Source organism: Dyella jiangningensis (assembly GCF_003264855.1).
GTDB lineage: Bacteria > Pseudomonadota > Gammaproteobacteria > Xanthomonadales > Rhodanobacteraceae > Dyella > Dyella jiangningensis_C.
Genome location: NZ_NFZS01000006.1, coordinates 107,370 through 126,909 on the forward strand (window position 1 = coordinate 107,370; position 19,540 = coordinate 126,909).

18 protein-coding genes are annotated in these 19,540 nt (G+C 66.9%); 7 read left to right on the forward strand and 11 right to left on the reverse strand.

Annotated elements, in window-relative coordinates; translation table 11 throughout:
• The first annotated feature begins 213 nt into the window (after positions 1-213).
• Entirely contained in the window at positions 214-1,812 is a 1,599-nt protein-coding gene (gene aceB / locus CA260_RS19725; RefSeq protein WP_111984780.1) for a malate synthase A, read from the forward strand.
• Between the two features lie 120 nt (positions 1,813-1,932).
• Positions 1,933-3,237 carry an isocitrate lyase gene (gene aceA / locus CA260_RS19730; RefSeq protein WP_111984781.1) on the forward strand — a complete coding sequence of 435 codons (1,305 nt, stop codon included), beginning with the start codon at positions 1,933-1,935 and terminating at the stop codon, positions 3,235-3,237.
• A gap of 106 nt (positions 3,238-3,343) precedes the next feature.
• Here the strand turns inward: aceA and CA260_RS19735 are convergent, their stop codons facing one another.
• The 3 genes from CA260_RS19735 to CA260_RS19745 form a co-directional block, all read right to left on the reverse strand.
• On the reverse strand, positions 3,344-5,143 hold the full coding sequence (locus CA260_RS19735; RefSeq protein WP_111984782.1) for a cation:proton antiporter: 1,800 nt from the start codon (positions 5,141-5,143) through the stop codon (positions 3,344-3,346).
• 303 nt (positions 5,144-5,446) lie between these two features.
• The gene (locus tag CA260_RS19740) at positions 5,447-6,946 is read right to left on the reverse strand and encodes a YifB family Mg chelatase-like AAA ATPase (RefSeq protein ID WP_111984783.1); all 1,500 of its coding nucleotides are present in this window, start codon (positions 6,944-6,946) and stop codon (positions 5,447-5,449) included.
• A gap of 149 nt (positions 6,947-7,095) precedes the next feature.
• The gene (locus tag CA260_RS19745) at positions 7,096-7,344 is read right to left on the reverse strand and encodes an accessory factor UbiK family protein (RefSeq protein WP_038624911.1); all 249 of its coding nucleotides are present in this window, start codon (positions 7,342-7,344) and stop codon (positions 7,096-7,098) included.
• A 189-nt stretch (positions 7,345-7,533) separates the two neighbouring features.
• Here CA260_RS19745 and glnK point away from each other — a divergent pair, with 189 nt between their 5' ends.
• Positions 7,534-7,872, forward strand: coding sequence for a P-II family nitrogen regulator (glnK, locus tag CA260_RS19750; RefSeq protein WP_111984784.1), 339 nt, complete (start codon positions 7,534-7,536; stop codon positions 7,870-7,872).
• A 6-nt stretch (positions 7,873-7,878) separates the two neighbouring features.
• On the opposite strand, the gene CA260_RS19755 is transcribed toward glnK, so the two are convergent.
• Together CA260_RS19755 and gpmA are read right to left on the reverse strand one after the other, a co-directional pair.
• Positions 7,879-8,400: a DUF1453 domain-containing protein gene (locus CA260_RS19755; RefSeq protein WP_111984785.1), complete on the reverse strand. Its 522-nt coding sequence runs from the start codon at positions 8,398-8,400 to the stop codon at positions 7,879-7,881.
• A gap of 114 nt (positions 8,401-8,514) precedes the next feature.
• Positions 8,515-9,258, reverse strand: coding sequence for a 2,3-diphosphoglycerate-dependent phosphoglycerate mutase (gpmA, locus tag CA260_RS19760; protein WP_111984786.1), 744 nt, complete (start codon positions 9,256-9,258; stop codon positions 8,515-8,517).
• 142 nt (positions 9,259-9,400) lie between these two features.
• Between gpmA and CA260_RS19765 the strand changes: the two genes are divergently transcribed.
• Entirely contained in the window at positions 9,401-10,063 is a 663-nt protein-coding gene (locus CA260_RS19765; protein ID WP_111984867.1) for a hypothetical protein, read from the forward strand.
• Between the two features lie 109 nt (positions 10,064-10,172).
• On the opposite strand, the gene hemF is transcribed toward CA260_RS19765, so the two are convergent.
• Together hemF and CA260_RS19775 are read right to left on the reverse strand one after the other, a co-directional pair.
• Positions 10,173-11,075, reverse strand: coding sequence for an oxygen-dependent coproporphyrinogen oxidase (gene hemF / locus CA260_RS19770; RefSeq protein ID WP_111984787.1), 903 nt, complete (start codon positions 11,073-11,075; stop codon positions 10,173-10,175).
• Positions 11,076-11,743: 668 nt separating this feature from the next.
• Positions 11,744-12,394: a YdcF family protein gene (locus CA260_RS19775; RefSeq protein WP_111984868.1), complete on the reverse strand. Its 651-nt coding sequence runs from the start codon at positions 12,392-12,394 to the stop codon at positions 11,744-11,746.
• Positions 12,395-12,600: 206 nt separating this feature from the next.
• On the opposite strand from CA260_RS19775, the gene CA260_RS19780 reads away from it, so the two are divergent.
• The 3 genes from CA260_RS19780 to CA260_RS19790 are packed head-to-tail and all read left to right on the forward strand — an operon-like array spanning position 12,601 to position 15,352.
• Positions 12,601-13,800 (forward strand): beta-ketoacyl-[acyl-carrier-protein] synthase family protein, encoded by a 1,200-nt coding sequence (locus CA260_RS19780; protein WP_172461933.1) that lies wholly within the window; start codon positions 12,601-12,603, stop codon positions 13,798-13,800.
• On the forward strand, positions 13,797-14,594 hold the full coding sequence (locus CA260_RS19785) for a beta-ketoacyl synthase chain length factor (protein ID WP_111984788.1): 798 nt from the start codon (positions 13,797-13,799) through the stop codon (positions 14,592-14,594). The genes CA260_RS19780 and CA260_RS19785 overlap by 4 nt, the downstream gene beginning before the upstream one ends.
• The gene (locus CA260_RS19790; RefSeq protein WP_111984789.1) at positions 14,591-15,352 is read left to right on the forward strand and encodes a glycosyltransferase family 2 protein; all 762 of its coding nucleotides are present in this window, start codon (positions 14,591-14,593) and stop codon (positions 15,350-15,352) included. Before CA260_RS19785 ends, CA260_RS19790 begins: the two co-directional genes overlap by 4 nt.
• Positions 15,353-15,386: 34 nt before the next feature.
• On the opposite strand, the gene fabG is transcribed toward CA260_RS19790, so the two are convergent.
• The 4 genes from fabG to CA260_RS19810 are packed head-to-tail and all read right to left on the reverse strand — an operon-like array spanning position 15,387 to position 19,537.
• Positions 15,387-16,124, reverse strand: a complete 738-nt coding sequence (gene fabG / locus CA260_RS19795; protein ID WP_111984790.1) for a 3-oxoacyl-ACP reductase FabG — start codon at positions 16,122-16,124, stop codon at positions 15,387-15,389.
• A gap of 14 nt (positions 16,125-16,138) precedes the next feature.
• Positions 16,139-16,573 (reverse strand): phosphotransferase, encoded by a 435-nt coding sequence (locus CA260_RS19800; protein WP_111984791.1) that lies wholly within the window; start codon positions 16,571-16,573, stop codon positions 16,139-16,141.
• Positions 16,557-18,875, reverse strand: a complete 2,319-nt coding sequence (locus tag CA260_RS19805; RefSeq protein ID WP_172461934.1) for an MMPL family transporter — start codon at positions 18,873-18,875, stop codon at positions 16,557-16,559. Before CA260_RS19805 ends, CA260_RS19800 begins: the two co-directional genes overlap by 17 nt.
• A gap of 2 nt (positions 18,876-18,877) precedes the next feature.
• Positions 18,878-19,537, reverse strand: coding sequence for a LolA-related protein (locus tag CA260_RS19810; protein ID WP_111984871.1), 660 nt, complete (start codon positions 19,535-19,537; stop codon positions 18,878-18,880).
• Between the last annotated feature and the right edge of the window lie 3 nt (positions 19,538-19,540).

A 19,540-nucleotide genomic window follows, 5' to 3' on the forward strand; every position in this document is an offset into this window, starting at 1 on the left:
TCCGTCTCTCGCCCACGGCCCTTCTTACGTCTTGAAGGGCTGACACGGGCTTTTTTTGGCTTGTTCAGCCGTTTTCCTGGGTCTGACACGGCTTGTGACTCAATTAGTTACAAGATGTATTAGTAAATACAATACCAAAAATTGAAACATTTGCTTTGTCAAAGCAAATCTCCGTGACCTAGTGTCATCCCATCGTCATCACGGAGATCGGTCATGGCTGTCCCCAAGGAACGCGTCACTCTGTCGCCGGCCCAGGTCGAGGGTTCTGTCGGGCCCGGGCACAGCGCCATCCTCACCCCGGAAGCCCTCGCCTTCCTGGCCCAGCTGCACCGCCAGTTCGACGGTTGCCGCCGCGTGCTGCTGGCCGCCCGCCATGCCCGGCAGGCCCGTTTCGATGCCGGCGAGCTGCCGGACTTCCGCCCCGATACGGTGGCCATCCGTGAAGGCCATTGGACTGTCGCCCCCATCCCGGCCGCGCTGCGCGACCGCCGCGTGGAAATCACCGGCCCCGTCGAACGCAAGATGATCATCAACGCGCTGAATTCGGGCGCAAAGGTGTTCATGGCCGACTTCGAGGATTCCTCGGCCCCCAGCTTCATCAACCAGATCGACGGCCAGATCAATCTGCGCGACGCCGTGGACGGTTCCATCGAATACACCTCGCCGGAAGGCAAGCATTACCGCGTCAACGACAACCCGGCCGTGCTGATCGTGCGTCCGCGCGGCTGGCACCTGCCGGAGCGCCACATCACCGTGGACGGCGAGCCCATGTCCGGCGCCTTGGTGGACTTCGGTCTGTTCGCCTTCCACAACGCGCACAAGCTCAACGCGCGCGACCGCGGCCCGTACTTCTACCTGCCCAAGCTGCAGGCGATGGAAGAGGCCGCGCTGTGGGACGAAGTGATGGCCGCCGCCGAGGCCGCACTCGACCTGCCGCCGGAGTCGATGAAGGTCACCGTGCTGATCGAGACGCTGCCGGCCGTGTTCCAGATGCACGAGATCCTGCACGCGCTGCGCGGTCGCATCGTCGGCCTCAACTGCGGCCGCTGGGATTACATCTTTTCCTACCTGAAGACCTTCCGCGCACACCGCGACCGCCTGCTGCCGGATCGCGGTCAGGTGCAAATGACCGTGCCGTTCCTGAAGGCCTATTCGGAGCTGCTGATCCAGACCTGCCATCGCCGCGGCGCCTTCGCCATGGGCGGCATGGCCGCGCAGATTCCGATCAAGGGCAATGACGCGGCAAACGACGCCGCGCTGGCTAAGGTGCGCGCCGACAAGCTGCGCGAGGTGCAGACAGGCCACGACGGCACGTGGGTGGCGCATCCCGCGCTGGTGCCGGTCGCACGGGAAATCTTCGACAAGTACATGCCCTCGTCGAACCAGCTGAACGTGGTGCGCGCCGACGTCGACGTGCCGCGCGACCAGCTGATCGCGCCCTGCAGCGGCACCATCACGCGCGAGGGCTTCGACAACAACGTGGAAGTGGCGCTGCGCTACACCGCGTCGTGGCTGGACGGGCAGGGCTGCGTGCCGATCCATCACCTGATGGAGGACGCCGCCACCGCCGAGATCGCGCGTGCGCAGCTGTGGCAGTGGCTGCATCTGGGCCCGCTGGAGTTCACCGACCATGCGCCGATCGACTTCGCGCTGTTCGACCACTCGCTCACCAAGCACACGCATCGCCTGATCGAGGAGAAGGGCCCATACGCGCACCGCGCCGAACAGGCCGCCGCCTTGCTCAGGCAGCTCACGCACGCCGACGAACTCGGCGATTTCCTCACCCTGGCCGCCTACGAGCAGCTCGCCTGATCGCAAGCCATCTACCGTAGGAGCGCACCCAGTGCGCGAAAAGCCTACGCAGCGGAGTCGCCGCGGTCGCCAACGCGGCGGACTCCCACAACGCATCCGCACACGCAACGGAGTCACGTCATGAAGAACACGCTGCCCACCGCCGAACAGATCGCGCTCGACTGGAAAAACAACACCCGCTGGAGCGGCATCCAGCGCAACTACAGCGCTGATGACGTGGCCCGCCTGCGCGGCACCGTGCAGGTGGAGCACACGCTGGCGCGCCGAGGCGCCGAGCGCTTGTGGAAGTCGCTGCACAAGGAAGATTTCGTCAACGCACTCGGTGCGCTCACCGGCAACCAGGCCATGCAGCAGGTCAAGGCCGGCCTGAAGGCGATCTACCTGTCCGGCTGGCAGGTCGCGGGCGACGCGAACGTCGCCGGCGAGATGTATCCGGACCAGTCGCTGTATCCGGCCAACTCGGTGCCGCAGGTGGTCAAGCGCATCAACAACACGTTGCTGCGCGCGGACCAGTTGCACCATGCCGAAGGCACCGACGAGATCGACTGGATGGTGCCGATCGTCGCCGACGCGGAAGCCGGTTTCGGCGGCGTGCTGAACGCGTTCGAGCTGATGAAGGCGATGATCGAAGCGGGCGCCGCCGGCGTGCACTTCGAAGATCAGCTCGCTTCGGTGAAGAAGTGCGGCCACATGGGCGGCAAGGTGCTCGTGCCGACGCGCGAAGCCGTCGACAAGCTCAACGCCGCGCGCCTCGCGGCCGACGTGCTCGGCGTGCCGACGCTGATCGTCGCGCGCACCGATGCGGACGCCGCGGATCTGCTTACCTCCGACATCGACGACAACGACAAGCCGTTCATCACCGGCGAACGCACGGTGGAAGGTTTCTTCCGCGTTCGCCCCGGCATCGACCAGGCCATCAGCCGCGGCCTGGCCTATGCGCCGTACGCCGATCTCGTGTGGTGCGAGACCAGCAAGCCGAACCTCGAGGAAGCGCGCAGGTTCGCCGAGGCGATCCATGCGAAATACCCGGGCAAACTGCTGGCCTACAACTGTTCGCCCAGCTTCAACTGGAAGAAGAATCTCGACGACGCGACGATCGCCAAGTTCCAGAAGGAGCTGGGCGCGATGGGCTACAAGTTCCAGTTCATCACGCTGGCCGGCTTCCACAGCCTCAACTACGGCATGTTCGACCTCGCCTACGGGTATGCTCGCCGCCAGATGAGCGCGTTCGTGGAGTTGCAGGAGAAGGAGTTCGCCGCCGCCGAGCGTGGCTTCACCGCCGTGAAGCATCAACGCGAAGTCGGCACGGGCTATTTCGATGCCGTGACGCAGGCCATCCAGCAGGGCCAGTCGTCCACCACCGCGCTCAAGGGTTCCACCGAGGAGGCACAATTCCACGCCTCCCGCCACGCCAGTGCGGCGTGATCCGGTGATTCCCGTCGCGTGAGCCGGCACGGATGCTGGCGCGTGCGCGGGGAGCGCGGCCCTGTCCTGCGCTCCCTGCGCGCGCCGCGCAGGGAAGGCACGCACGTCAGTTGCTCGGACGCAGGGGTTGCGGTGGCACCAGCGCGGCAACCAGCCAGCCCGGCCTGGGTTCGAGTTCGCGCTTCACCGAGGCGATCCGCAACGCACCCTTCTCCTCGACACCGAACAGCAGCACCGTATTCGAGCCGTACTGCTCGATGAAGTGCGGCCAGTCGAACGTCGTCGTCAATCGCGTCGATTTGATCGTCCAGCCTTCGGCCAGCCGTTCCTCGAATCGCTCGTGCGTCATCGCGGCGTCGAACAGCGCGGGCGCCAGCAGATGGCCGCCCAATTGCGTGCGCTCATGCGCTTGGTGCGTGTCTTCCACCAGCAACCGGTAGACGCGGCCACGCCCGAATTCCTGGCGGTAGTACACGCAGGCGAGAGCGTTGCGCTCGCGATTGGCCGACATGGCCAGCAGCCGCCCGATGCCGGAAAGATCGAGGTGGCGCTCGGCATACGTCGTCGCCGGATGGCCGTAGAACGTGGTCAGGCCCTCCATGCGCGCCAGGCGAATGCCTTGCCACTGCTCGTCGGCAATGACGACTCGAAAGCCCGCGTCAACCAGAGCGCGAGCGACCTGGCGCGCCGCGGCATCCGCGCCATAGATGAGCACGCCGGTCGGATCGGGTTCGGCGACTTTCAGCCAGCGCGCCAAGGGCCGTGCGGTCGCACTCTGCAGCAACACCGTGCCGATGATGATCAGGAACACCAACGGCACCAGCTGCGCGGCTCCCGGCATGCCCAGTTCACCCAGGCGCAGCGCGAACACGGCGGACACCGCCGCCGCCACGATGCCGCGCGGCGCCACCCAGCCAATCAGCGCGCGCTCGCGCCAGCTCAACGCGCTGCCCACCGTCGCGATGGCGACCGTGAGGGGACGCACCACCAGCTGCGCCACGACAAAGATCGCCACGCCCGACCAAAGCACGTGCCCCGGCAGCGGCCAGGTCAGTCGTGCCGCCAGCAGGATGAAAAGGCTGGAGACCAGCAGGGTGGTGAGGTTTTCCTTGAAATCGAGGATGTCGTCGATATGCACGTCGCGCATGTTGCCGAGCGCGATGCCCATGATCGTCACCGTCAACAAACCCGACTCATGCGTAATCGCGTTGGACAGCGAAAACGCCAACAGCACCATCACCAACGCGGCATAGTTCTGCAGGTACTCGGGGATCATCTGGCGACGCAGGAAAAACGCCAGCAACCATGCCGCCACCAGGCCGACCACGGTGCCACTGGCCAGTACGGCCAGGAACACGCCGACCGTGCGTCCTTGCTGATGGGAGGCAATCGCCTCGAACACCAGCACGGCGAACAACGCGCCAAGCGGATCGATCACGATGCCTTCCCAGCGCAGCGTATTGGCGATGCGTGCATTGGGTCGCACGGTGCGCAGCATGGGCGCGATCACCGTGGGCCCGGTCACGCAGGTCAACGCACCGAACAGCAATGCCACCTGCCAGCTCAAGCCCGCCAGATAGTGCGCAGCGATCGCGAGCAGGAACACGGCGATCACCGCACCGTAGGTCACCAGTCCGCGCACGACGCAGCCAATCTCGCGCAACTCGCTGAAGCGCAGGGTCAGACTGCCCTCGAACAGGATCAGCGACACAGCCAGCGACACGATCGGAAACAACAGCGGCCCCAGCAGTCGATCGGGCTGCAACGCGCCCACCACCGGGCCCATCAGGATGCCTGCCAGCAACAGGAACAGGATGGCCGGCAACCGGACCCGCCAAGCCAGCCATTGGGCGAGAAAGCCGATACCCAGCATGCCTACCAGCAACAGCCCCAGGTCAGCCGACATGCGCGATCCCTCGAGCGACCAGACGCGGCTATCGGAGCACGCCCACCATCGTGGCGTCCACCGTTCGTTTCCAGCTGGGAAGGGAAAGAGGAAAGGGCCAAACCCCGGTATCGGACGGGGGGAGGGGGAGGGAGTACCGATACCGGGGTGGCAGGCATAGTTCAATAAAGAACTAGCGGGTACAGATAATACGCCCCGGCTCCGGCAAGTCAATACCCGTCAGTTCAAAAATTCCCGGCAGCGGCGGCCATCCCTGTAGGAGCGCACCCCGTGCGCGATCAGCCCCGCACCATCACCAGCGGCTCAAAACCGGCGATAGGTAAGGGCTTCCGCCAGATGCGTGCGGTCCAGCAAGGCCGCACCACCGTCCAGATCAGCGATCGTGCGGGCCACGCGCAACGTCCGGTGATAGGCCCGCGCCGACAATCCCAAGCGCTCCAGCGCTGCATCGAACCAGCGGCGCTCCGCCGGCCCCAGTGCGCAGTCACGTTCCAGTTCGCGCGTGCTGATTTCCGCGTTTGGCCGCCCGGCGCGCATCAATGCATGCTGCCGCGCCTTCACGACCCGCGCCCGCACGGTGGCCGAATCCTCGTCATGCACGCTGGGGGGTGCTCCCAGCTCGCCCAGCGGCACGCGTAGCACCTGGACCCCAAGATCGATGCGATCCAGCAAAGGCCCGGAAATACGCGCGCGGTATCGCTGCACCTGGTCGGGCGTACATTGGCACGAGTGGCGCGGATCGCCCGCATAGCCGCAGGGACATGGATTCATCGCCGCAACCAGTTGGAACTGGGCCGGAAACGTGGATTGCCGCGCGGCGCGCGACACCACGATGTGGCCTGACTCCATGGGCTCACGCAGCACATCGAGCACGTGGCGGCCAAACTCCGGCAGCTCATCGAGAAACAGCACGCCGTTGTGCGCCAGCGAGATTTCGCCAGGCCTAGGTACTGCACCACCACCCACCAACGCCACGGCGGACGCGGTGTGGTGCGGCGCCCGGAAAGGTCGTCGTCGCCAGTGCTGGGGATCCACGGTCTGTCCGGCGACCGACAGCACCGCGCAGGTCTCCAGGGCTTCGGACTCGGTCAGCGGCGGAAGAATGCCCGGCAGGCGCTCCGCCAGCATGGTCTTGCCGGTTCCCGGCGGACCGCTCAGCAGCAGGTGATGTCCACCCGTGGCAGCGATCTCCAGGGCACGGCGTGCCTGCAACTGCCCGCGAACGTCGGCGAGATCCGGTCCGATGCCGTCGATGCCGGGCGGCGGCGGATCCGTGGGCAAGCCCAGGTCTTGCGCACCACGCAGCCAGCCGCACACTTCCGCCAGCGTGTCGGCGACCAGCACGTCCGCGTCGGAAACCAGCGCGGCCTCGGCCGCATTCGCCCTCGGCACCACCACGCGTCGGCCGCGTGCGCGCGCACGCAGCAGGGCGGGCAGCACTCCGGAAACGCCGCGCAAGGCACCGGACAGCGCCAGCTCGCCAAGGAACTCGCAATCGTCGAGCTTTTCACGCGGCACCTGGCCGCCCGCGGCCAGGATCCCCAGTGCGATGGCCAGGTCAAAGCGGCCGCCATCCTTCGGCAACTCCGCGGGCGCGAGGTTTACCGTGACCTTGCGGTTGGGATATTCAAACGAGGTGTTCTGGATGGCCACGCGCACACGGTCGCGAGCTTCACGCACGGCCGCTTCGGGCAAACCGACGATATTCGTGCCCGGCAGGCCGCCGGACAGATGCACCTCGACCATCACCTGGGGCGCAGCCACACCTTCCTGGGCACGGCTGAGCGTGACGGCAAGACTCATACGGAACGGATGTCGGAGTGGCTGCCAGGTTGAAACACGGAGCGACTCCCTCGCGCAGCCAGCGGTGAAAATAGCCGCCCCCGACCGTTCTCGGGGTGAGGGTGACAGATCGGGGGCGGCTCCCGGGACGTGGGCCGCGCTACGCCCCGTCAGGTGGCAGCACTGGCCTCGAGTTCTGCGATTCGCTTTTCCAGAGCCTCGACCTTGGCGCGCGTACGGGCCAAAAGCTGTGTCTGGACTTCAAACTCCTCGCGGGTGACCAGGTCGAGGCGGCGCAATCCCTGCGCCAGGACATCGCCAAAGTTGGTGCGCAGATCCTGGTGCGCCTGGGCCAATCCTGTTGGAACCAACGAAACTAGACGCTGGGCAAGTTGATCGATGTCCTGCCTATCCATCATGGATAGCACCTCGAACTTGTCGGAGGTAAGTGTAGATTCATGTCTTTAAACGCCACCATCGGCCTGCTCCACTTCAATCTGTAGGCATTGTCCTACACGACACCCACCCAGGCGACAGCGATAGGGGCGGGCAGGCAAAATGCCACGTCTCGGCACCTGCCGGACAACCCACGATTTCGAGGAAGACCCATGAAGCTGGTGGTAGCGATCATCAAGCCGTTCAAGCTCGACGATGTCCGCGAGGCGCTGGCCGAGGTGGGCGTCCAGGGCATCACCGTGACCGAGGTAAAGGGTTTCGGCCGTCAGAAGGGCCACACCGAGCTGTACCGCGGGGCCGAGTACGTGGTCGACTTCCTGCCCAAGATCAAGCTGGAGGTCGCCGTGGGCGACGAGCAGCTGGATCGCGTGGTGGAAGCCATCCAGCAATCGGCGCGGACCGGCAAGATCGGCGACGGCAAGATCTTCGTCACGCCGCTCGAGCAGGTGATCCGCATCCGCACCGGCGAGCTGGACAGCGACGCGCTCTGAACCGTCTTACGCCGCGGCCTGCGCCCGCTCGAAGCGTCGGTGGTGAACCAGCAGGCCGGTGAAGTAGCAGACGTAGTAGCCGATGACGAGGCCGAAGATCGCCAGCGTCAGCGGACTGTTTCCGAAGGCGGGCGCCGAATGCGCCATGGCTGGATCCTGCAACTGCGGCATGACGACCAGGAATCGCCACGCCAGGCGTCCCACCAGCAGCACGGTGAGGATGCCGCCGATCCAGGCGTTCGGGATGTAGAGGTCGTTGCCGCTGCCATCGCGTTCGAAGCGTGTCAGGCGCAGGCCGATCGTGCCCAGTGCTGCGCCGAGCAGCGCGCCACCGAACAGGCCTTCCAGCAAGCGGGGGTTGTGCAGGCCGCCCAGCACGATCAGTCCGCCGATCAGGCTGAGGAACGCAATGCGCGCGATCATCCGGGTGCGGCGTACCGGCTGCCGACCGAAGCTTCCGCGCACGCGACGCCAGATGCCGAAGGCCATCAACGGGATCAGCAGCGCGTAGATCATGTTCGGGGTCATGCCGGCGTCTCTGGTTTGGGATGCCGTGAGCTTATCGGCTCGGTCCGGTGGCGACGACTGACGTCACGCAACCATCGCGGATGACGGCTGTCACCCGCGACGGCGTCTTCCGGCCTACTTTGCCTTGCCCTGATTGGCCACGGCGGCCATCTTCGCGGCGATGGCGTCGGCATCGCCAAGATAGTAGTGGCGGATCGGCTTGAGGTTGGCATCGAACTCGTACACCAGCGGTACGCCGTTGGGGATGTTGAGCTCGACGATTTCCTCGTCGGAGATGTTGTCGAGGTACTTCACCAGCGCACGCAGCGAATTGCCGTGCGCCGCGACGACCACGCGCTGGCCGGATCCCACCGCCGGCGCCAGCACGTCATGCCAGTAGGGCAGCACGCGGTCGACCGTGTCCTTCAGGCATTCGGTGTCCGGAATCACCGACGGGTCGAGATTCGCGTAACGCGGGTCGTGCACCGATTCGTTGCTGGCGCGATCGAGCGGCGGCGGCGGGATGTCGTAGCTGCGGCGCCAGACCTTGACCTGATCCTCGCCGTACTTGGCCGCGGTTTCCGCCTTGTTGAGGCCCGTGAGGCCACCGTAGTGGCGCTCGTTGAGGCGCCAGTCGGTGACGACGGGAAGCCACATCTGGTCCATCGCATCCAGTACGCCCCACAGCGTGCGCACGGCGCGCTTGAGCACGGAGGTGTGGGCGATGTCGAACGCGTAGCCTTCGGCCTTGAGCAGCCGGCCCGCCTCGGCGGCTTCCGCCATGCCCTGTTCGGTGAGGTCCACGTCGGCCCAACCGCTGAAGCGGTTGTCGAGGTTCCACTGGGACTGGCCGTGACGGATGAGTACGAGCTTGTACATGGCGGGTATTCGCGGCGAGAAACCTGGCATGGTGAGGCCGCGCCCCGGGCTCGTCAAATCGGCCGCCCCTGTCGAAGGTCATGCTAAACCCGGTGCGGTGCTGGCGCATCCTAGAGGGGTCAATACCCTCATGGAGTTCGTCATGCATCGCCAACTGCTAGCCCTCGCCCTTGCCCTCGCGCTGCCCCTGGTCGCGCAAGCCGCGGACAACGATATCGACAAGGTCAATGGCGCTGCCCGCGTCGAGGCCGGCCAGCATGCCGGCAACGTGAGTACGGTAAATGGCTCCGTGCATGTCGGCGACAATGCCGTCGTGCAGAAGACCAGCACCGTCAATGGCTCGGTGGAGCTGGGCGAACACGTGCAGGCTACGGCAGCGGACACCGTCAATGGCGCCATCACCATCGGTGCGGCGAGCCGCGTGAGCGGTGCCGTGACCACCACCAATGGCGGTATCCATCTCGGCAAGGGTGCGGACGTGGCCGGCAAGGCCGGCACGGTCAACGGCGGCATCAATCTCGATGCGGCACATGTGGGCGGCGGCATCTCCACGGTGAGCGGCGACATCATCGTCGGCGCCAACTCGCACGTGGAAGGCGGCATCCTGGTCGACAAGCCGGGCGGCTGGTTCAACTTCAGCACCAACAGCCGCCTGCCGCACGTGGTGATCGGCCCCCACGCCGTGGTGCAGGGCACGCTGGAGTTCCGCCGCGAGGTGGTGCTGCAGGTGAGCGATACCGCGCAGATCGGCCCGGTGAAGGGCGCGACGCCGGTGAAGTTCAGCGGTGACGTGCCGACGAACTGAGTTTCGCGGCTGATTCGACTTTCCAGCGAAGACTGGCGTCCTGCGGCTTCATCCCCCAGGGTCGCCGGGCTCCAGCTTCCGCTGGGAAGGCGAGCCACGCGACGGGGCGTTACACCCAGTCGCGCGGCTTGAGGTAGTCGTTGAGCCTGGCCTCGGCCGATCCGGCTTCGGGCTGGTAGGCATACTCGAAGCGCACGCGCGGCGGCAGGCTCATCAGGATCGATTCGGTGCGTCCGCCCGACTGCAGGCCGAACAGCGTGCCGCGGTCGTAGACCAGATTGAATTCCACGTAGCGCCCGCGGCGATAGAGCTGGAACTCGCGTTCGCGCTCCCCGTACGCCTCGGCCTTGCGGCGCTCGACGATGGGCACATACGCGTCGAGGAAGCCCTGGCCGACGTCGCGCGTGAAGGCGAAGCAGCGCTCGAAGCCGCCTTCGTTGAGATCGTCGTAGAACAGGCCGCCGACACCGCGCGTTTCGCTGCGGTGCTTGAGGTAGAAATATTCGTCGCACCACTGCTTGTAGCGTGGATAGACCTCCTCGCCGTAAGGCTTGCACAGATCGCGCGCGACCGTGTGCCAGTGCACGACGTCCTCGTCGTGCGGATAGAACGGCGTGAGGTCGAAACCGCCGCCGAACCACCACACCGGCTCGACGCCTTCCTTGCTCGCTTCGAAGTAGCGCACGTTGGCGTGCGTGGTGGGCACGTGCGGGTTGCGTGGATGCAGCACCAGCGACACGCCGGTGGCGACGAAGCTGCCACCCGCAAGATCGGGGCGATGTGCCGTGGCGCTGGGCGGCAACTGGTGGCCGTGGACGCGCGAGAAATTCACGCCGGCCTGCTCGAAGATCGCGCCGTCGCGCAGCACGCGCGTGCGCCCGCCACCGCCGGCCGGACGCGTCCAGGCGTCTTCCTCGAAACGCGCCTTGCCGTCGAGCTGTTCGATGGCGGCGCAGATGCGATCCTGCAGTTCGCGCAGGAAGGTTTCGGCTTGGTCGGCTTGCTGGCTCATCACGTCACTCGTGCTCGATCGAGAGCTGCAAGCTTAGCAAGCATGGAACGCATGGCTGTGCGGCGAGGAGTCGCGCAGGGGCTCTGTTTGCGGTTTTTTGACTGTGCCGTGCCGATTTTTGTTGTGGGAGCGAACGCGGTGCGCGACGAGCGTGCGCGGAGGAGGGTTGCGTGCTGCGGTCGCGCATTGGGTGCGCTCCTACAATGGAGGCGCTGTCAGTTGGGAAGTCCTTCGTTGTAGTGGGTTTTGCGTGCGCCCGGGACCGATTTTCCTTGTGGGAGCGCACCCTTTGCGCGACAAGCGCGCGGAGAGGCGGGTTGTGCGCCGCGGTCGCTCACTGGGTGAGCTCCTACAACGGAGGACGCTGTCACTTCGGGAATTCACCGTTGTAGTGGGTCTTGCGTGCGCGCGGGACCGATTTTCCTTGTGGGAGCGCACCCTTTGCGCGACAAGCGCGCGGAGAGGCGGGTTGTGCGTCGCGGCCGCTCACTGGGTGCGCTCCTACAACGGAGGACGCTGTCACTTCGGGAGTTCACCGTTGTAGTGGGTCTTGCGTGCGCCCGGGACGGGTTTTCCTTGTGGGAGCGCACCCTGTGCGCGACAAGCGTGGGAAGAGGCGGGTTGTGTGCTGCGGTCGCGCACCGGGTGCGCTCCTACGGGGAGGCGTATCAGCTGATGCGTCGGGCCATGCGCTGGTGGCCGATCAGCCTTGCCCAGCGCACGCCGATGTCGATCCACATCAGGTAGCCGGACTCGGTGAGTAGCCGGACTAGGTAACGACGATCGAGTTCGAGCGCCGGTTCGGCCGCGACCACTACGCTGTCGAATCCCAGCCGGCGCGCCAGCAGCTGGCAGCGCGCCAGGTGATAGCGGCTGCTCACCAGCGCCACCGGTGGCAGTACGCGCAGCACGGGTCCGTCTTCCTGCAGCAGGCTGCGCGCGTGGCGCAGGTTTTCCAGCGAATCGATGGAGGCCTGCTCCAGCTGCAGGACGATGCCGGGAGGCAGCTCGCGATCGGCCAGCCATGCCCTGCCCGCCGCCGCTTCGCTGATGCTGCCGCCACTGCGACCACCCAGCAGCAGCACGTGGTCGGTCAGGTCCGCGCGCATCAAGGCCAGCGCCCGCCCAAGGCGCAGCTGGTAGTCCGTTTCGGGTTGGTCACGCACCAGCCGGCGGCCAAACACGAGCACCGTCATCGGTCGCGTCAGGGTCAGCGGGCTGCGCGCCGCCACGTGCCACACGTGCACCAGATAGCCGACCCAGACCAGGCCCAGGCTCAGCACCAGAGCCACCAGCACGACCACAGCCGCATGCAACACGTCGCCATCGCTCAGATAGCGCCAGGGACCACGTTTGAGCGGAGCAACCGAGGACACGAAGGGCAGGGTGGCGAGGGCAGGCGGGTAAGGGAAGTGTGCGCAGCGGACTCTTCCTGCGCAATCCGCTCCATGGGCAAGATGAACGCCGCTTCGACCATTCCCGGGGCGGGCTAGGCAATGCGCCGGGGGCTGGTTAGGCTGGCGTGATGCCAGTACCGATTCAACCCCTGGCCGTCAGCGCCTACACGGCCACTTCGGCGCTCGGCCACGGTCTAGAAAGCCATGTCGCCGCCCTGTCAGCCACCCGCGGCGGCCTGCGCCCCAACGATTTCAGCAGCGCGCCCCTGGCGTGCTGGATCGGCCGTGTCGAGGGCGTCGAGGACGCCGCGCTGCCTGCCGCCCACGCCGTATGGGAATGCCGCAACAACCGCCTGGCCTGGCTGGGGCTGCGGCAGGACGGCTTCCTCGAACGCGCGCTGGACATCCGCCAACGCTATGGCGCCGCGCGCGTCGCGCTGGTGCTGGGCACGTCCACCGCCAGCATCGGCGCCACCGAGGAAGCCTATCGGCGCCTCGACGACGACGGTCACATGCCGCCGGACCTGCGCCGTCCGCTGATCCACGCACCCCACTCGCTCGCCGGTTTCGTCGCTGAAGCGTTGGGCCTGGAAGGGCCATGCCTCACCGTCTCCACTGCCTGCTCGTCGAGCGCGAAGGTGTTCGCCAGCGCCGAGCGGCTGATCCGGCTCGGGCTCGTGGACGCGGCCGTGGTCGGCGGCGTGGACACCTTGTGCGACAGCGTGCTGTTTGGCTTCAACGCGCTGGAGCTGGTGTCACCCGATCCCTGCCGCCCGTTCGACCAGGCCCGCCGCGGCATCTCCATCGGCGAGGCGGCGGGCTTTGCCTTGCTCGAGCGCACTGGCATGGCGCCGCACGCGCCCCGGCTGCTCGGCTATGGCGAATCCAGCGACGCGCACCACATGTCCACGCCGCACCCCGAAGGCCTCGGCGCGGAGCTGGCGCTGCGCGATGCGCTGGCCCGCGCCAACCTGCACGCCGACCAGGTCGACTACATCAACCTGCACGGCACGGCCAGCCTCAAGAACGACGAAGTGGAAGCAGCGCTGGTCACGCGTTCGTTTCCCACCACCACGCGAGCAAGCTCCACCAAGGGCTTCACCGGTCACACGCTCGGTGCCGCCGGCATCCTGGAGGCGGCATTCGCACTGCAGGCGATCGAACACGGGCTGGTTCCGGCCAACCTCGGCTGCACCACGCCTGATGCCGCCTGCGGGCCCCAGTTCGCCTGGGAAGTGGAGCAACGCAGCGTTGACGTCGCCGTCAGCAACTCGTTCGGCTTCGGCGGCAACAATGCTTGCCTGGTCTTCGGGAGAGCGCCCGCATGAGTGCGCTACAGGTGCATGTGGAAGGGATCGGTCTGTGGTCGGCGTCGCTGGCCGACTTTGCCGCGCTGAAGGCGCAGGAGCGCGGCGAGCCGGTGACCCCACCAGCTGCGCGACCGGCCGCGTCCACCCTGCCTGCCAACGAGCGCCGGCGTGCTCCCGAGAGCGTGTTGCTGGCGGTGGAAGTGGCGGGCCAGGCGGTGGCGATGAGCGGCCGCGGGGCCGCCGAGCTGGCGTGTGTCTTCAGCTCGGCCTACGGCGACCAGCTGATCTCCGACTACATGTGTACGACCCTCGCCCAGGCGCCGACCGAGCTCTCGCCCACGCGCTTCCACAACTCGGTGCACAACGCGCCTGCCGGCTACTGGACCATCGCCACCGGCTGCCATGCGCCCTCGAACGCGATCAGCGCGGGCCACGCGAGCTTCGGCGCCGGCCTGGTGGAAGCGGCCACGCTGTGCATCACCGAGCAACAGCCGGTACTGCTGGTGTGCAGCGACATCGCCGGCCATGGGCCGCTGGGCGAAATGAGCGGCTCGCAGCTGTCCTTCGGATGCGCGCTGGTGCTGTCGCCTCAGTCGAGCGAACGCAGCCTCGTGCGGCTGGACCTGATGCTCGAGCCGCATGCCGGCCCGATGTTGCATCCCGCGCCGCGCACCGGCGCCTGGCAGGAAGCCAACCCGATGGCCTCGGCGGCATGGCCGCTGATGCAGAATCTGGCTCGTGGCGACGGCGAGTGCACGTTGGCCGCCGCCGAAACGTTGGCCTTGCGCGTTGTCATGGAGACCGCTGCTTGAACACATCCGATGTCCGTTGGTGCGTGCTGATTCCCTGCCTCAACGAGGAGGCGGCGATCGGCGCGGTCGTGCAATCGGTGTTGGAACTGGGCGTGCCGATCATCGTGGTGGACGACGGTTCCGACGACCGCACGCCCGACATCGTGGGCGCGCTGCCGGTGACGCTGCTGCGCCACCGGCAACGCAGCGGCAAGGGCGAGGCATTGCGCAGCGGCTTCCGCGAAGCGCTGCGGCAGGGCTTCGACGCGGTGCTCACCATGGATGGCGACGGACAGCACCTCGCCAGCGATATTCCGCGCATCGTGGCCGCCGCCAAGCGGTATCCGAACCACATCGTGATCGGGGCGCGCCTGATCGATCGCGAACAGCAGCCGAAGGGACGCCGTCGCGCCAACGCAGTCGCCGACTGGGGCATCTCCTGGGCCTGCGCACAGCCCGTCGCCGATACGCAAAGCGGCCAGCGCTGGTATCCGCGCGCCGCGCTCGACCTGGTCGACCTTCCAGCGGAAAACTTCGTGTTCGAGGCGGCCATCCTCATCGCGGCCACGCGCGAACGCGGCCTGGACGTCGTGTCGGTGCCGATCGCCTCGCGCTACCAGGGCGAGTTTCGGATCAGCCACTTCAGCCCGGTGCGCGACGTCACGCGCATCACCCTCTACACGGTCGGGCAGGTGATCCGCCATGGCGACGTCATGGCAAGCTATCGCCGTTCGCGCGCGTCGCAGCCGATCGTGTTCGATGCGGCGGTGACGGGCTAGCCAGCGGCACCCGCGCGCGGCTTCGGCGATCGCTTCACGCCATGCCGCCGTTGACGCCGATGACCTGGCCGTTGATGTAACCCGCCGCATCCGAACACAGGAACGCCACCAGCGCCGCCACTTCGTCCGGCTTGCCGGCGCGCTGCGCGGGGACGATCTCGCGGATGCGCTCAGGCGGGAACTCGTCGCCGATCATGCGTCCTTCGATGACGCCGGGCGCCACTACATTCGCCGTGATGCCACGCGAGGCCATCTCGCGCGCGAGCGACCGCGTAGCGCCGTGCAGAGCCGACTTCGCCGCCGCATAGTTCGCCTGCCCGCGATTGCCCAGCTGGGCCGCCACCGAACTCACCGACACGATGCGGCCGAAACGCGCACGCGCCATCGGCAACAGCAGCGGCTGGGTGACGTGGAAGAAGCCGTGCAGCGACACGTCGATGACGCGGCGCCACGCTTCCTCCGAGAGACCCGCCATAGGCCCATCGGCGTGCACGCCCGCGTTGTTGACCACGGCATGGATCGTGCCCTCGCCCAGCAATGCATCGATCGCCTGGCGCGTGGCGTCGGCGTGGGTGACATCGAAGGCGACGGACTGCGCGCTGCCGCCCGCATCGCGAATGGCCGCAGCCACATCATCGGCACGCGCCAGCGACGCGTTCGCGTGGACGATCACGTGGTAGCCGCCCAGCGCCAGCGCGCGGCAGATGGCTCCGCCTAGATCGCCGCTGCCACCGGTGACCAGGGCGCGTCGGGAAGCGTGGACCTGCGACATGGAGAACCTCGCCATCAGGAAACGGGATGAATGACCGCCGCGCGACCGGATGCCAACAGTCGACCGCGCTGCTCCACGCGAAACGCATACTGCGCCCCGGCCTCGTCGGCGTACAGGCATTCGGCATGGACGTCCAGACGGCCGTCGGTGGCATCGACATATTCCACGGTGAGCGCCACGTCGCGCAGGCTCACCAGCCTGCCCGGTCGTGCCTCGACGATACCGTGCCCACGCGCCCTCAGCGCGCCGTGGACGGCCATTGCCTGGGCGCCATATTCGGCCAGGTGCACCGCGTGGAGCCCCTGCTCGCCACGCAGCGGATGATCGGCGTGCGCGTGGCTTTCGCTCGCCGCATGAATGGTCGCGTCGTCCCATGCGAGCACGGCATCGAGCAGGCACATCGCGCCCTGGTGCGGGATGAGATGCGCCCAGTCAGTCTTGGCGAGCATGCGGGGCCATCAGGATCGAAAGACAGAAATGGAAGGCGACGCCAAGGCTCACCGTAAGGCCGATCGCGCGCAAGACCGGGATGGAGCTCCAGGCCAGCATGCCGAACACCAGCAGGGCGGACAGCACGCATACCAGCGTGGCGTGCAGCGTGCGCCGCTGTTCGGCGGCATCACCGGTATCGCGCTCGAAGAACAAGGCGTAGTGCAAACCCAGGCCGGCCGCGAGTATCAAGGCCACCAGATGGAACAGCGAAATCTCCACGCCCGCCACTCGCTCCACCGCCAGCACCAGGAAGGTCGCCAGCGTCATCGGCGCCAGCACGTGCCAAGCGCGGCGAAGACTTCGCAACGCCACGGTGATCGCGATCACGAGCAGCACGGTCGCCGCGAGCAATGCATGCAGGATGCGCGTGCGATAGGACACCACCATCGACTCCGCGGTTTCCTTGAGATCGAGCAGGCGGACAGCGCCATGGCTGCCCTGCGGCAGCGCCTGCAGTGCCGTCACGTCATGCACGCCGCTGAGCGTGCCCAGCCCCACCCAATGATCGCCACGCGACATCAGCATCGCCGCAACGCGCTGGCCCAGCGGGGACGCGGCGAAGCGCTCCTCCGTCAGCAGTGGCAGGCCGCGTGCCTTCTGCACGTCATCGATGAATGGCACGAACAAGCCCGGCTGGAACGGCATGCCCTGTTCGGCTTCCGCCAGCGCGCGCTCGAGCGTCGCGCGATCCGGCAAGCGCTGCTGGCGCGTGCGCTGCACGGCTTCGCTGGGCAGGTAGCGCGAGGGCAACTCGATGGCATCGACCGCGTGCTTGGCGACCAATGCCTCCGCCATGGGTTGCAATCGTTCGGACAAGGCGAGCACGCCTTGTTCATCCTGCGCCTCGAGCACCAGCAGATAGCGGACGTCGGGCGCGCCCAACGCTTCGCGCAGACGCGCGTCTTCGCGCAGCAGATCCTGTGGCAGCGGCGTCAGTGCAGACAGGTCGTTTTGCCAGAACGCGCCTCGCGCGAACAGCAGCATCAGCACCGTGGCGAGCGCCACCAGCAGGGGAACCCAGCGCGGGCGCGGCAACGCATCCACCCAACGCCGCGCGCGCACCAGCCAGCCCATGCCTGCCACGTCGTGCACGCGCACCGGCAGCAGGTGTGGCAGCAGATAGCGCGTGCTGAACCCGGCCACCAGCAGGCCGGTGATGGTGAACACCGCCAGCTGCTTGAGGCCGTTGACGCCGGATGCGTAGAAAGCGAGATAGGCAATGCAGGCCGATGCGATCGCAGTGAGCAGCAGCGGCCACAGGTCGCGCACGCTTTGCAGCGCGTTTTCACCGGCGCGCCGGTGGCTGAGCACGCGGATCGGGTACTCCTGCGCCACACCAAGCAGGGTGAAGCCAAACGCGAGCGTGATGCCGTGCACCTGCGGAAACAGCACGATCAACGCTGCGATGCCCGCGAGCGCCGCACTGGCGATCGGCAAGGCCGACAACAGCAGCGAGCCGATGCTGCGGTAGGCAAGCAGCAGCAACACGATGAAACCCATCGTGGATATGCGGCCGATCCATTCCGCCTGACCGCGTGTCTGCGCATTGGCCACCACGCTGAAATAGCCCGGTCCGCTGACCTTGAGCGTCGCGCCTGCGTGTCCCGGCGACGCATCGAAGGCCTTGTGGATGCCGTCGATCGCGATCGCCTGCGCATCCGGATCGAAACCGGCGGCGCGCGTCTGCACCAGCAACAAGGCTTCGTTTTGCGACGAGAACCAGACGCCTTCGCGTACGTCGGGCGACTTCGGCGGCGTCCAGCGCTCGGCAAGCTTGAGCACTTCGAGCGTGGGATCGCGCGGCAACAGACCCTTGAGCAGGGCCGCGGCCGGTGAGGACAGATCTTCCAGCCGCTGTTCGAGTTCGTCGCGCAGGAACGGCGCATCCATCGCATGCGTGTCGAGCGTCGGCGACAGCAGATAGCGATACGGCAGCAGCTGCTCATCGAGCGCGGCGATGTCGAAGCTGCCATTGAGCACCTGGCTGTAGCGCTCGTCCTTGCGCAGCGACGCGGCAAGCTGCTGGCTAAGCGCCGCCAGCTGTTCATCCGGCTTACCGGCGATGGCCAGCAGCAGCAAGCGCGAACCCGGCCCTTCGCCCACCTGCTCCATCAGCAGCCGCTGGTCTGGGGTGGTCGGCGCAGGCATGAAGCTGCGCAGGTCGGTGCTGACGCGCAAGCCTTGCGCGACGCATACGCCAAGGGCGGCAAGCACCACCAGCCACGTCGCCAGCAGGACCCATCGACCGCCAGGCCGCATGCTCAGCCGCCCCGGCAGAGGGCGACAAGCGCGTCGCGCGTCGGCACTGCCGGCATCTTCGTGGCCAGCTGGCCCAGCAGATCGACCGCGAGATCGCCATCGGCTTCCTGCATGCGCATGCAATGCGGTTCGTTGCCGGCGCCATCGATGTCGATGCGACTGACGGTGCGTACGAGCTTGGGATCGCGTGGCGTGAGCGTGAGCGTCCAGCGTCGCTCGTCGATGCTGCTGTACTGGATGGCGAACGCCTGCTCCAGACGCGTGGCATCGCCGCCCAGCATCGCCACGAAGCTGTCGAGCAGGATCTGCAGCTGCGGCGCGCGCTTGAGCGAGAAGCGACGCGGCTCGCGCCCTTCGCGTTGCTGGCTCACCTCGCCGTCGGCGATGGTCGAGACTTCCGGGTTCGGGTGTTCGACGCGACGCTCCAGGCGATCGCCACCCAGCCATGCCAGTTCGCCGGACACCACCAGCGGCTGGTCCAGCATCTTCATGAAGCGTGCTTCGGCGAAGGGCGTGCGCGCCGGCGCCGGGCGGCCCAGCGACGCCACCAGCGCGCGTGCCGTGGCCGCGTCCTCAGGCGCCGACGCGTTCGCGCACAGCGACAGCGTCAGGCCGCACAGCAGTAGCCACAAGGGATGCCCTGCGGGCTTTCTGGGTGTCATGCC

What these genes read in the sequence shown, in the direction of transcription:
- aceB (WP_111984780.1), top strand. Translation starts at nt 214, where the DNA reads ATGGCTGTCCCCAAGGAACGCGTCACTCTGTCGCCGGCCCAGGTCGAG.
- aceA (WP_111984781.1), top strand. Translation starts at nt 1,933, where the DNA reads ATGAAGAACACGCTGCCCACCGCCGAACAGATCGCGCTCGACTGGAAA.
- CA260_RS19735 (WP_111984782.1), bottom strand. Translation starts at nt 5,143, where the DNA reads ATGTCGGCTGACCTGGGGCTGTTGCTGGTAGGCATGCTGGGTATCGGC.
- CA260_RS19740 (WP_111984783.1), bottom strand. Translation starts at nt 6,946, where the DNA reads ATGAGTCTTGCCGTCACGCTCAGCCGTGCCCAGGAAGGTGTGGCTGCG.
- CA260_RS19745 (WP_038624911.1), bottom strand. Translation starts at nt 7,344, where the DNA reads ATGATGGATAGGCAGGACATCGATCAACTTGCCCAGCGTCTAGTTTCG.
- glnK (WP_111984784.1), top strand. Translation starts at nt 7,534, where the DNA reads ATGAAGCTGGTGGTAGCGATCATCAAGCCGTTCAAGCTCGACGATGTC.
- CA260_RS19755 (WP_111984785.1), bottom strand. Translation starts at nt 8,400, where the DNA reads ATGACCCCGAACATGATCTACGCGCTGCTGATCCCGTTGATGGCCTTC.
- gpmA (WP_111984786.1), bottom strand. Translation starts at nt 9,258, where the DNA reads ATGTACAAGCTCGTACTCATCCGTCACGGCCAGTCCCAGTGGAACCTC.
- CA260_RS19765 (WP_111984867.1), top strand. Translation starts at nt 9,401, where the DNA reads ATGCATCGCCAACTGCTAGCCCTCGCCCTTGCCCTCGCGCTGCCCCTG.
- hemF (WP_111984787.1), bottom strand. Translation starts at nt 11,075, where the DNA reads ATGAGCCAGCAAGCCGACCAAGCCGAAACCTTCCTGCGCGAACTGCAG.
- CA260_RS19780 (WP_172461933.1), top strand. Translation starts at nt 12,601, where the DNA reads ATGCCAGTACCGATTCAACCCCTGGCCGTCAGCGCCTACACGGCCACT.
- CA260_RS19785 (WP_111984788.1), top strand. Translation starts at nt 13,797, where the DNA reads ATGAGTGCGCTACAGGTGCATGTGGAAGGGATCGGTCTGTGGTCGGCG.
- fabG (WP_111984790.1), bottom strand. Translation starts at nt 16,124, where the DNA reads ATGTCGCAGGTCCACGCTTCCCGACGCGCCCTGGTCACCGGTGGCAGC.
- CA260_RS19800 (WP_111984791.1), bottom strand. Translation starts at nt 16,573, where the DNA reads ATGCTCGCCAAGACTGACTGGGCGCATCTCATCCCGCACCAGGGCGCG.
- CA260_RS19805 (WP_172461934.1), bottom strand. Translation starts at nt 18,875, where the DNA reads ATGCGGCCTGGCGGTCGATGGGTCCTGCTGGCGACGTGGCTGGTGGTG.
- CA260_RS19810 (WP_111984871.1), bottom strand. Translation starts at nt 19,537, where the DNA reads ATGACACCCAGAAAGCCCGCAGGGCATCCCTTGTGGCTACTGCTGTGC.